The organism is Bellilinea sp. (assembly GCF_034432615.1).
In the GTDB taxonomy this organism is placed as follows: domain Bacteria; phylum Chloroflexota; class Anaerolineae; order Anaerolineales; family Anaerolineaceae; genus Bellilinea.
In genome coordinates, this window is record NZ_DAOUBL010000028.1 from 1 (window position 1) to 12,289 (window position 12,289).

The 12,289-nt window shown below is 57.7% G+C and carries 11 protein-coding genes; 5 read left to right on the forward strand and 6 right to left on the reverse strand.

The features are described from left to right. The 3 genes from VAE48_RS01360 to VAE48_RS01370 all read left to right on the forward strand — a co-directional run. Positions 1 to 219 (forward strand): hypothetical protein (locus VAE48_RS01360; RefSeq protein ID WP_322791511.1); only part of this gene is annotated, 219 nt, incomplete at its 5' end. After that, the gene (locus VAE48_RS01365) at positions 167 to 604 is read left to right on the forward strand and encodes a thioesterase family protein (RefSeq protein WP_322791512.1); all 438 of its coding nucleotides are present in this window, start codon (positions 167 to 169) and stop codon (positions 602 to 604) included. The genes VAE48_RS01360 and VAE48_RS01365, both read left to right, overlap by 53 nt. A 20-nt stretch (positions 605 to 624) precedes the next feature. Then, entirely contained in the window at positions 625 to 1,677 is a 1,053-nt protein-coding gene (locus VAE48_RS01370) for a M42 family metallopeptidase (RefSeq protein ID WP_322791513.1), read from the forward strand. Positions 1,678 to 1,682: 5 nt separating this feature from the next. Here VAE48_RS01370 and VAE48_RS01375 read toward each other — a convergent pair whose 3' ends face one another. Beyond that, positions 1,683 to 3,161 (reverse strand): hypothetical protein, encoded by a 1,479-nt coding sequence (locus tag VAE48_RS01375; RefSeq protein WP_322791514.1) that lies wholly within the window; start codon positions 3,159 to 3,161, stop codon positions 1,683 to 1,685. A gap of 755 nt (positions 3,162 to 3,916) precedes the next feature. On the opposite strand from VAE48_RS01375, the gene VAE48_RS01380 reads away from it, so the two are divergent. Further along, a complete protein-coding gene (locus VAE48_RS01380; RefSeq protein WP_322791520.1) occupies positions 3,917 to 6,421 on the forward strand; it encodes an ATP-dependent Clp protease ATP-binding subunit in 2,505 nt (834 codons plus the stop codon). A gap of 788 nt (positions 6,422 to 7,209) precedes the next feature. After that, complete coding sequence (locus tag VAE48_RS01385; RefSeq protein ID WP_322791515.1) at positions 7,210 to 7,563, forward strand: hypothetical protein; 354 nt, start codon at positions 7,210 to 7,212, stop codon at positions 7,561 to 7,563. On the opposite strand, the gene VAE48_RS17460 is transcribed toward VAE48_RS01385, so the two are convergent. The 5 genes from VAE48_RS17460 to VAE48_RS01405 form a co-directional block, all read right to left on the reverse strand. After that, positions 7,503 to 7,751, reverse strand: a complete 249-nt coding sequence (locus tag VAE48_RS17460; protein ID WP_416181008.1) for a response regulator transcription factor — start codon at positions 7,749 to 7,751, stop codon at positions 7,503 to 7,505. The genes VAE48_RS01385 and VAE48_RS17460 overlap by 61 nt on opposite strands. Next, a complete protein-coding gene (locus tag VAE48_RS01390) occupies positions 7,702 to 7,995 on the reverse strand; it encodes a hypothetical protein (protein ID WP_322791516.1) in 294 nt (97 codons plus the stop codon). The genes VAE48_RS17460 and VAE48_RS01390 overlap by 50 nt, the downstream gene beginning before the upstream one ends. Positions 7,996 to 8,785: 790 nt before the next feature. Then, a complete protein-coding gene (locus VAE48_RS01395) occupies positions 8,786 to 10,012 on the reverse strand; it encodes an ABC transporter permease (RefSeq protein WP_322791517.1) in 1,227 nt (408 codons plus the stop codon). Beyond that, on the reverse strand, positions 10,009 to 10,692 hold the full coding sequence (locus VAE48_RS01400) for an ABC transporter ATP-binding protein (protein WP_322791518.1): 684 nt from the start codon (positions 10,690 to 10,692) through the stop codon (positions 10,009 to 10,011). Before VAE48_RS01400 ends, VAE48_RS01395 begins: the two co-directional genes overlap by 4 nt. Before the next feature lie 3 nt (positions 10,693 to 10,695). Next, positions 10,696 to 12,102, reverse strand: a complete 1,407-nt coding sequence (locus VAE48_RS01405) for an efflux RND transporter periplasmic adaptor subunit (RefSeq protein ID WP_322791519.1) — start codon at positions 12,100 to 12,102, stop codon at positions 10,696 to 10,698. Positions 12,103 to 12,289 lie beyond the last annotated feature (187 nt).

A 12,289-nucleotide genomic window follows, 5' to 3' on the forward strand; every position in this document is an offset into this window, starting at 1 on the left:
ATTTGCATGGCTTTCATTCCTCAATATTCAATTTGGGTAGGAATACTCTGGTTATATGTTCAGTTTATGGAAAAGACTGTGGTGGTGCAAGTGACAGAGGTCACCATTCCAGTTGACATTCAGCGTTTGCTGGACAATTTTTATACAATTCCGGTAAAATTGGCGCATGGCAACCTTCAACTTCTACTACCCTATCGTTGTTCGGTATGGCGACCTTGACCCGCAGTGGCATGTCAACAACGCCCGTTTCCTCGTCTTTCTGGAACAGACCCGGCTGGCGTATGTCCAGAACCTCGGTTTGTTTGATGGAAAGGACTTTTTCAATCTCGGCATGATCGTTGCCGATGTGCACATTGCCTACCGCGCACCAATTCAACTGAATGAAGCGGTGCGGGTGGGAATGCGGGTGACCCGCCTGGGCAGCAAGAGTTTTCAGACCGAGTATGTCATCGAAAATCCACAAACTGGCGAGGTCAAAGCCACTGCCGAGATCATCATGGTCACCTTTGATTACTACCAGAACCGCAGTATTCCCATTCCCGACCACTGGCGTGAAAAAATTGCCGCTTTCGAGGGCATTCCGCCCGGCCCAACCCCCGCCTGAACCCTTGTAAAGGAAAACCCATGAAAACACTCCCTGAAATCAACAGTGCCGAACTGGTTGACTTTTTAACCGGCTTGCTCAACACCCCCAGCCCGTCCGGTTACACCGAATCGGCCGTTCTGTATACGGCGGCTGCGCTGCAGTCCATCCCCGGACTGAGTTACCTGCGCACCCGCAAAGGCGCCCTGCTGGCCGTTTTCCCCGGCGAACAGGCCCTTCAGCCGCGTGCCCTGACCGCCCATGTGGACACGCTGGGCGGCATGGTCAAGGAAATCAAAAGCAACGGCCGGTTGCGACTCACCCGCATTGGCGGCATTCCGTGGAATGCCATCGAAGCCGAAGGCTGCACTGTTTTTACCGTGGACGGCAAAGCCTACCGCGGCAGCGTGCTGCCGGAGAAGGCCTCGGTACATGTCTATGGCGAGAAAGTTTCCTCCACGCCGCGCGATGAAACCAGCATGGAAATCCGGCTGGACGCCCGCACATCCAGCGCAGACGAAACCCGCGCGCTGGGCATTCAGGTGGGCGATTTCGTCGCCTTTGACCCGCGCGTTGAGGTGCATAACGGCTTCGTCCGCTCGCGCTTTCTGGATGACAAAGCCTGTGTGGCCTGCATTGTGGCCGCCTTCCAGGCCCTGCAGCGCGCCGGTTTGCGTCCCAAACAAACCACCTACGCGCTGATCAGCAATTATGAGGAAGTGGGTCACGGCGCTTCGACCGGTTTCCCCGCCGAGGTGGGTGAACTGGTTGTGGTGGATATGGCGGCAGTCGGCGAAGGGCAGACCTCGGATGAATTTCACGCCACGCTGTGCGTCAAAGACTCCGGCGGACCGTATGATCACGCCCTCAGCACGCACCTGCGGCGGCTGGCCGACCAGTACCAGATTCCCTACAAAGTGGACATTTACCCCTACTACGGCTCGGACGGCGGCGCACTGCTGCGCAGCGGCGCTGACTTGCGCGTTGCGCTGATCGGCCCCGGCGTGGATTCCTCCCACCACTACGAGCGCACCCATCTGGATGCGCTGCTGGCGACCACGCGCTGGATTCTGGCCTACCTGCTGGCCGATTGAGCCGTTCAACGCCGTAAAATGACCGCAGTGGCATCCCGGTACACCTCACGCCAGTTGGCTTGCTGGAGGGCCTGCCCCAGGGCTTGTTCAGCCGGGATGATCACCCAATCCACGCCATAGCGGGTCAGAACCTGCTCCCAGCCGGGGGCAAGGGTGATGACCGTTTCGTACTCGCGGGTCAATGCTTCGCCGTAAAAATCGGTCTGACCGTCAATAAAGACGCGGTAATCGGGATACAGGCGGTAAAGCAGGTAACCGCCCCACGGAAAATGGTTGAACATGCGCCCGCTCTGCGGGTTGTGCTCCAGCCAGTCCACCGCCGCCACCGGAAAAACCTGCGGGTCAAAACGATTGACCTGGCGCACGGCCGGGACGAACAGGAGCGAGAGGATCAAAACCGTTACGCTCAGCGGAATCCAGATCACCCCGCGCATCTGATTTTCCACCGTCACGATGGCCGTTTCGATTTTTTCCCAGCGCCAGCCGCGAACTTGCTGCGTCAGGGCCGTGGAAAGGATGGGCACTGCAACCACCGCATACAGCGGGATGTTGCGCGCGCTGAACAGTCCCATCACCGTCCAGCCGGCCAGCAGCAAACGTCCGCAGAGCGGTAAGCCCGCGTCTTTGCCGCCTGCCAGCCAGACCGACAGGCCAACCATCACCAGAAACGGGTAAAAAGCCGCCTGTTGAAAATTGGGCGGCAGGTATTCCTGCGTATGCCCGACCAGATAGCGGTTGCTCAAAAAATCAAATGCGGTTTTCCAAACCCCCATTCCAACCGGGTTGAGCAGGGAGGCAACCAGCGCTGCTCCGCCGCCGATGAGCAAGGTGCGGCTGAGCGGTGAGAGGCGGAAAGGTCTGCCTTTGGCATCTTCCCATAAAGTTTCCACCAGATAGGCAGCCCAAATCACAAAGCCGGCGATGAACGCGCCGTGCAGGTTGGCCCACACCAGCATCACCAGTCCCAGCCAGAATGGTGAAAGCGGCCTGCCTTCGCGCATTCGTTCCAGCAGCGTCAGCCACAGGGTGATGAACAGGATGGTAAAGATGTGCGGGCGGGCAAGGAAGTGAATGCTGGCAGCCGCCAGCCCCAGCAGGGTGATCAGCAGCGAAAGAAGGGGCAAACCGCTGCGGCGGCGCGCTTCGGCATATACCAGCCGAAAGGCAGCTGCCAGAACCAGGGCGGTCAGCAAGGTAACCCCGCTGAGCCCCAACACCTGATTCGCCAGCGCAAAGAGGACCTGAGCCAGCCACTCATGCGGCGCAAGCGGCTGCCCGCTCATCGTGTGTGAGAAAATATCGGCGCGGGGGATTTGTCCGCTGGCGAGGATGGTGCGGCCAACGGCCAGATGACGCCCCGTATCGCCGTCCTGATTCAACAGACGCGGCGCAATGGTCATCAGTCCTGCCAGCAGCGCGACAAACAGCGCGTCGGACAGACGCGGCAACAGGTAGTTGATCCATGAAACACCGGCTCGCTTCATGATGAACCCATTGGTAAGGCTTTTTTCATTTTACCGGAAATTGCGGCGGCCTTTATCATTTTGGCGGGTATGGCTTGCGAAAAGTTTTGAGCAAGCGGTAGCGGGCGCGGCAATTTCTCGCACGGTCAGCGGTAAACAGGGTGGGGGGTTCCTCGATCCGCTCGGAACGACATAAGCAGCCCCATGTCCTTTTGAGCGAGCGCAGCGGGCGCGGCAAACTCTGACAGGGCCCCCTCCCGGCCTCCCCCAAAATCGCCAGCGATTTTGGGGGAGGAAGGTGGGGGTGACTCCCGTCAGCACGGGTGCGTGTCGCTTCGCGCCGAGGGACATTAACCGCTGCATGTCCTTTTGAGCGAGCGCAGCGAGCGCGGCAGTCTCCCGCCCTGGAGGGAGACTCCCGTTAGCACTGGTGAGTGTCACTTCGCTCGGAGTGACATCAATAACCCCATGTCCTTTTGAGCGAGCGCAGCGAGCGCGGCAATCTCCCGCACAGAGGGAAGCGCAACTCAACCCACAGGCGAACCGATCAGGCCGGACGAAGCGGCAAAGTCACTCCCCAATCAACCACAAGGCTTGTACAATCCCTCAAACGGGTGACTCGACAAGCCCCTAAACTCTGGTAGAATCATACAAAAGAAACCAAAACAAATGCTGCATCGTGCAGCGCGGAATTCGGGGAATTTTCCCCAGTGTTATTGGCCCATTCAAGCAAAGGAATGGTTTGACAGGTTAAGGAGGATTACACCTTGTCCAGCATGGAACGTTTTACCCAACGAGCACGCCGTGTGCTGAGTCTGGCTCATCAGGAAGCAGAGCGGATGCGCCAGCCGCAAATCAGCACTGAACATCTGCTGTTGGGGCTCATTCAAGAAGAAGGCGGGATTGCCGGGCGCGTGCTGCGCGACCTTGGACTGGAAACCGAACGGGTACAGGAAATGGTCGAACGGCTGAGCGGCATCGGTCAATATCGCGGTGGAAAAATTGACCTTTCAGCGGGAGTCCAGCAGGTGCTGGAATTTGCCATTGACGAAGCCCGCCGGATGGGACATCACTACATCGGTACGGAGCATTTACTGTTAGGGTTAATCCGCTCAACCGAGGGCAGGGCGATGGACGTCCTGCGCAAACTGGGGATCACCCCCGAACAAATCCGCCGCCAAACCCGCCGTGTGCTGCAAGAAAGCAGCGGAAATCCGCAAAGCGGGGCTTCCCGCAGCAGTCAGGCAGCCCAGAGCCAGCAACGGCAGGAACAAAAAAGCCAGAAAACCACCCTGGTGGATCAACTGGCAACCGACCTTACTGCACTGGCAGAAGAAGGTAAACTGGACCCGGTCATCGGGCGACAAATGGAAATCGAGCGCGTCATCCAGATTCTGGCGCGGCGTACCAAAAACAACCCGGCGCTGATCGGCGAACCGGGCGTCGGCAAGACCGCCATTGTGGAAGGGCTGGCCCAGCGTATCGTTGAAGGCGATGTGCCGGCTCCCCTGCTCGGCAAGCGCGTCTTGCAGCTGGATGTTGGCTCACTGGTAGCCGGCACCATGTACCGCGGTCAGTTCGAGGAGCGCCTCAAACGGGTGATTGACGAATTGAAGGCCTCGGGCGCCATCCTGTTCATTGACGAAGTCCACATGCTGGTGGGGGCCGGCTCAGCCGGTTCCTCGGTGGATGCCGCCAACATCCTCAAACCGGCGCTTTCACGGGGTGAGTTGCAGGTCATCGGCGCAACCACGCTGGATGAGTACCGCAAGCACATCGAAAGCGATGCCGCTCTGGAACGGCGCTTCCAGCCCATCATGGTCAACGAACCGACGGTGGAAGAAACCATCCAGATTTTGCACGGCATTCGCAGCGCGTATGAGGAACATCACCGCCTGCAAATTTCGGACGAAGCCATCGAAGCCGCGGCGCGCCTTTCGGCCCGCTATGTAACCGAGCGCTTCCTGCCCGACAAAGCCATTGACCTGATTGACGAATCCTCCTCGCGGGTGCGCATGTACAAGAGCAAAGCCGCTACTACCGCCAAGGAGATCATGGCCAAACTGCGCGAAGTGCGCGCCAACCACAATCTGGCGTTGGAAGACGGCCGTGTAGACGATGCGGAGGAACTGCGCCAACTGGAAGCCCGGCTGGAGAGCGAACTGGATAACCTGCGCTCCGGATGGGATCGCAGCAACAGTCCGGTGGTCACCGCCGATGACATTGCTGAGGTGGTTTCAATGTGGACGGGTGTGCCGGTCATGCAAATGGCGCAGGCCGAATCCGAACGGCTGCTGCACATGGAAGATGAGCTGCGCAAGCACATCATCGGTCAGGAAGAAGCCATCCAGACCATCTCCAAAGCGGTGCGGCGCGCCCGCTCCGGCCTGAAAGACCCGCGCCGTCCGATTGGTTCGTTTGTTTTCCTCGGCCCAACTGGCGTAGGCAAAACCGAACTGACCAAAGCGCTGGCGCGTTTCCTGTTCGGCAGTGAGGATGCCCTCATCCAGCTGGATATGTCCGAATTCATGGAACGTCACACCGTCAGCCGGCTGGTTGGGGCGCCGCCCGGTTACGTGGGCTACGAAGAAGCCGGCCAGTTGACCGAGGCGATTCGCCGCCGCCCGTACTCGATTGTGGTGTTCGATGAAATCGAAAAAGCCCACCCCGAAGCGTACAACATGCTGCTGCAAATCATGGAAGAGGGTCACCTGAGCGATGCGCGCGGCCACAAAGTGGACTTCCGCAACACCATCATCGTGATGACCTCCAACATTGGCGCGGATGTGATCAAACGGCAGAGCAGCATTGGTTTCCCGCTGCAGCGCGATGAAGCCGAAGAGGAAAAACAGTCCTACGAGGAAATGCGCAAAAAACTGACCGACTCGCTGAAGCGTGTCTTCCGTCCGGAGTTCATCAACCGGCTCGATTCGGTCATCGTCTTCCGCGCCCTGAATCGCGAGGACATTCAAAAAATCGTCTCGCTGGAATTGAACAAAGTGGCCGAGCGGCTGGTGGAAAACAACATCCGCCTGCGCGCGACCGATGCCGCCGTTCAACTGCTGGCCGAGCTGGGCTACGACCCCGACATGGGTGCCCGTCCGCTGCGGCGCGTCATTCAGAGCAAAATCGAAGACCGCCTCTCGGATGCGTTGCTGGCCGGTGAGTTTGGCGAAGGCGATACCATTGTTGTGGATGTCAACGAAGATCAGGATATTACGCTGCGCAAGGAGGACAGCCCCTCGGGCGAACCGGAAAAAACGCTGGAAGCCAGCGTGTGATACGAAAGAAAAACAGAGGGCATTTCTGCCCTCTGTTTTTTTAACATCCGTTTGGGAAAAAACTTTTTTCCCAGTAAAGCAATATCACGCCGAGCGCGGCGACACTTACCCGTGCTGATGAATTGCCCCCCTGCGCCTCCCCCAATATCGCTGAGGCGTTTTTGGGGGAGGTGCAGGCGCTGCCCTTTTGGAAATTACCGTGCCCGCTCAAAAGGACATCTAAGTTTAACGTCAATTCGGGATAAATCATTTTCACATCAACTTTTACAATGGGGAATTTGTTTATCTAGGAGATAAACAAATCAGTAGTAGGATTTAGAACCGATTAACCCTTACAGCACGCAATCAACCAATGCGTTTCAGAAAGCGGATTGAAGCCCACAAAACCCCAGCCCACAAACATTCAACCTATGCCAATGATTTTATTCACCCGTACGCCCTGAAAACCATCACCCCAGCCGGCCTACCGCCGAATTTGGCAAACCGGTTCTAAATCATGTTTCGCCGGTGAAAGTGGGTAATTGATTCAATACCCCCACCCCAAAACCAGCCCACAGGTGATTTTGGCAAACCGGTATTGAATCACCTTTCAAAGGCAAACCATCATCCCAGCCAAAGCAAAGAAAAACCATTGCACCAGTAAGCCAAAGACGGATAAGGTACTGTGCGCCCCTGCGGAAAGGTAGGGTTTTAGTGGGTTCGGTTCGCTCCGCTCACCTCACCCACCACTCTTGTGGCGCACGCCCCGCTTTGCTACCGCCCTTGTGCTCCGCACTGCGGGCTAGCAAATGCGGGGCATTGAAAGCTTGCGCCCCGCGGGGGGCAAGCCCCCCACGGATGCGCTGGCTGGCTGTGCCAGCCAATGGTCGGTCAAGCCTTCGCTCACCCGTTTCACGGGTTCGCTCCGGCTTCACGTTCATAGTCGCTCCGCTTCGGGCTGGCTTACTTCGTGCGCCAGCCCTGCGCTCCGCTCCCCGCGCCCCAGCCGGCCTACCGCCGATTTTGGCAAACCGGTTCTAAATCATGTCCCACCGGTCAACCGCTGGAAGTGGGTAATCATGCCATCCACGCCCAAGCCAGCCTACCGCCTATCTGGGGTCAAAGGGAAAAAGCCTATCTCCCAGCAAATATTCACCAAATGAGCATTGTTAGCCGCCCCCGCCAGACTGCGCAAAGATGACGAATAGGCTAAAACCGTCCGCTTGCTTATTTGCAACCGGCTTGCAATCTGCCCCGTAGTCATCCCTTGCGCAATCAAGCACAAAACTTGTCTCTGCCGTCTACTGAACGCAATCCGACTTATCTTTGCGTCCATTCGGCTTAACCTCATCCCAAACCTTCACAGCAGCCTTGTACCCCATGACCTTTGTCAAATTCTCAAGGTCAAGCAAGCCGAAGCAATCTAGCACATCCGCAAAAAACAACCCCAGCCGAAAAGCCGGAACGCCCCCGCTGGCTTTAGCATCCTCAATCATTGCAACCTGCGCCTGAAACAAAACCGCCAAATTATCTAGCGGGTCTTCCCTGTAGTAAAAACTGGGTTCTGGTTTAGGTAATTCTGGAATGCCCATCATCTCACCTCACGGAATGGAATTGAAAAACACAACCCCCAGTTTAGCAAAATCCCCATATATAGGCAAGTAACAATCATCACCCCCCACAGGTAGGGGTAAGCCGGCCTATGCACCATTTACCACTTACGCAAAAACACTTACACCCCTAAAATTATCTTGGGCTTGCGCCTTGCGGAAACAAAAGAACCCGTCAAGGTCAAGCCCTTTAGGTTTGCCTTGTTTCATTCTGAAACACAAAGAACCCGTCAAGGTCAAGCCCTCTTTTCGATGTGGTAGGCTGGGGCTTTGTGGCTGGCGCTTGCTCCGCTCCGCTCCGCAAGCCCCAGCCAGCCCCAGCCCAAAACCTTGATTTGGGGAAAACCCTACTCTGGGTTTTCCCCAAACCCCTTTCCCCCTCTGTCCTCCCCCTTGCAAACGCCAGCACTCACCCGCTTGGGGCGGGTTCGTAACCGCTGGCAGTTTGCGCCGCACTCCAGCAAGGGGACGGGCTAGGGCTTGCTCCGCTTCGCTCCGCAAGCCCAGCCCTGCGGCGGGCTTCGCCCGCCGCCCCCTTGCCATAAATCATTTTCACATCAACTTTCGAGTTTCGTCCCCCTCCCGGCCTCCCCCAAAATCGCCCGAGCGATTTTGGGGGAGGTGGGTGGGGGTCCTGCCGCGTCCGTTGTGCTCGCTCAAAAGGACGTAATCCTTTTAATGTCATTCCGAACGAAGTGAGGAATCCCCCGCTAAATTGTTTATGGCTTACCTTACTCGCTTGTTCAACCCAAAGGCGCAATCATTTGCGTTTTTCTCACTCGTAACGCAGCGCTTCCACCGGCTCCAAATTGGCAGCCCGGTTGGCGGGGTACAGCCCAAAGAACAGCCCCACCGCCGTGGAGAAAATGGTTGCCAGCAGAATGGCATTGATGCCGACCACCGGTGTGAAGGGCGTGCCGGAACGGGCGGCTACCTGCCCGACCACAAAGGCAATCAACCAGCCGAATCCAATCCCGATCAGCCCGCCGAACAGGGATAGCAGGGAAGATTCGGTCAGGAACTGAATCAGAATATCGCGCTTGCGCGCCCCAATTGCCTTGCGCAAACCAATTTCACGCGTCCGTTCGGTGACCGAAACCAGCATGATGTTCATGATGCCGATTCCACCCACCAGCAGAGAAATGGCGGCAATCCCGCCCAAAAAGACGGTCAGCACGCCGGTGATGGTTTGGGCCGTGGCGACAAAATCCTGCTGAGAGAAGATGGTAAAGTCATCTGCGCCCAGTTCGGTGCGGTGGCGGGAACGCAGGATTTGGGCAATTTCTTCGGTGGCCTGCGGTACGGCTTCGGCGCTGACCGCCTGTACCAGAATCAAATCCACGCGGTCACGGCTGCGGCGAATCAGGCGGCTTTGTGCGGTGGTAAAAGGCACCAGAATCAGGTCATCCTGACTGCCGAAGGAACTGCCGCCCTTGGGTTCGAGCACACCCAGCACGCGGAAGGGCTGCCCCTCGATGCGGATGATCTCACCGGTTACGCCGTCACGCCGCCCAAACAGCCGGTCGGCCACATCCGGCCCGAGCAGCGCCACCGAAGCGCGCCCCAGCAGATGTTCTGTGTTGATGAATTCGCCTTCCAGCAGGCCGTAATTGCGCACCGTTTCGTATTCGGGGGTAATGCCGGTGACCTGCGTGCGGGTCTGTTCGCCGCCGAAAGTGACCGTGACATTGCCCTGAATGGCGGGAGCCACCGCCGCCACCGAAGGCGCCTGAAAGACATCTGCAATGGCTTCGGCATCACCCAGCGTCAACGGTTGGGGGTTGCGGACATCTTCATTAAAGTTTCCGGAAAAGACAAACAGCAAATTGCTGCCCAGCCCGCTGATTGAGCCGGTGATCGTGTCCTGTGCGCCGGTACCCACCGCCAGCATGGCAATCACCGCCGCAACGCCGATCACAATGCCCAATATGGTCAAGCCGGAACGCAGTTTGTTGGCTGCCAGACTTTCCAGCGCTTCGAGTATTGCCTGTCCCAGATTCATAGCCCATCCTCCACCACCAGACCGTCATGCAGGCGGATGATGCGCCCGGTTTGCTCCGCCACCGTTGGGTCATGGGTCACAATTATCACAGTTGTCCCGCGTTCGCGGTTCAAGCGCAGCAGCAGATCCATGATCTCCTTGCCGGATTTGGAATCGAGGTTGCCGGTGGGTTCATCAGCCATGATGATGGCCGGATCGTTGATCAACGCCCGCGCAATGGCAACCCGTTGCTGCTGACCGCCGGAAAGTTCGGTGGGTCGGTGATGCAGCCGGTCGCCCAACCCCACCGCTTCAAGCGCCTGTTTGGCGCGTTCTGCTCTGCCGCGCGTGATGCCTGCATAACGCAGGGGTAATTCCACATTGGAAAGGGCTGTTGCGCGCGGCAGCAAATTGAACGACTGAAACACAAACCCCACCTTGCGGTTGCGGATGACCGCCAGTTGATCGCTGTTCAGATGGGATACATCCTCATTATCCAGAATGTATTGCCCGCCACTGGGACGGTCAAGACAGCCGAGAATGTTCATCAGTGTGGACTTGCCCGAGCCGGAAGGCCCCATGATCGAGACGATCTCCCCGCGGCGAATTTTAACATTGGCGCCCCGTAAAGCGTGGACTTCCACTTCGCCCATCTTATACACTTTGCGGAGGTCGTTAGCCTGAATGACCCAATCTTCCATGTCCTACCTCCGAACAAACGGCGGCGGGCCGTTGGCTTCAAACTGGGTGGGTGGATTCAGAATGATCACATCGCCCTCTTTGACCTCACCGCCGATCACCTCGCTGTAGGTATCCGAAATGGCGCCGATCGTTACAGCAACCGGGCTGGGGACGCCGTCTTTGAGCAGGAAGACCACCCGTTTGCCTTCGCGCAGACGAACGGCGCGGTTCGGTATCAGCAGGGCATTCTCGATCTGATCCACGACGATGTTGACCGCAGCGGTCATGCCCGGCCTGACCGCCTGATCGGCATCTTCCAGTTCAATCGTCACCGAAAAATTGACCACACCGGCAACCGGCGTACCCACTTGCCCAACCTCGATCACTTTGCCGTTGTATTCCTTGCCGGGAATGGCATCGAAGGTCAGGCGGGCCGGCTGCCCAATCCGAATACGGTTGATGTCAATTTCCGGCACCTGCACATCCACCAGCAGGCGGCTCAGGTCGTCCATGCGGAACGCAACTGTACCGGGGTTGACCTGATCGCCCGGCTTGATGTTGACTTCGGTGATGGTGCCGGCAAACGGGGCGCGCAGGCGCACCTGCGCCAGAGTTGCTTCAATGGCGGCAATGCGCGCTTCGGCGGCTTTGATGTCATCCGGGTCGGGGCCGTCTTTCAGACGTTCCCATTCCCGTTCGGCTTCCTTCAGGTTGGCTTCTGCCACAGCCAGATTGGCATCCGCCTTCTCGATTTCCAGCTGGTCCGGCAGACCTTCCAGGTAGTTCAGGTTGGCCTGCGCCCGCTGTAAATTGCGCTGGGCAGCCAGATAGCGCGAATAAGCATTCATGCGCTGCGGGTTGTCCACTTCGAGGTTGTCGAACAAATCATAGACCCGCTCGGCTTCTTTCAGCTCGATTTTTGCCAGTTCCAGGTTGGTGCGGGCTTCGTCGAGGGTCAGCGGGCTGGCACGCTGATAATTTTTGCTGGCGCGCTGGTCCTGGGCCTTCTTGTATGCCTCCTGCGCCTGCGCCAGATTCAACTGCGCCTGCGCACGGGCAACATCCGATTCCAGCAGGTTTTCCAGCGCCTTTTTGGCGTTGACCAGATCGGCTTCCGCCAGAATCAGGGACTGGGAAAGGGAACTTTTCTTCAATTCCGCCAGCACCTCCTCCTGGCTTACCTGCTGCCCGACTTCCACCAGCACTTCACCCACCTGACCGCTGGTTTGCCAGGCCAGTACAGCCGTCTGGTTGGCGCGCACGGTTCCGGTTGCACCGACCAGCGCGGTCAACTCGCCGCGCCGCACCGGTTCGGTTTGGAAGGCAGTGTTCTGGGCAGCCTGGGCCTGCTGATACGACTGGTAGACAAAATAGGCGGCAATGGCAGCAACCACGCCGATAATGATCCAGATAACCGTTTTCCTTTTCATGGTGTTAATTCCTTTCTACAATCTTTATACGAGTCTATCATGTTCGTGTTGCGTTTTCAGGGGTGTGCATAACCATCGCATGGGTTTCTCAAAGTTGAAAACGGTCAAACGGCAGACGGTGGGCGCTGTCCGATGTCTATTCGGAATAATCCAATTGTGCGTCAAATCGAGCGATTTTGCCCCCTCC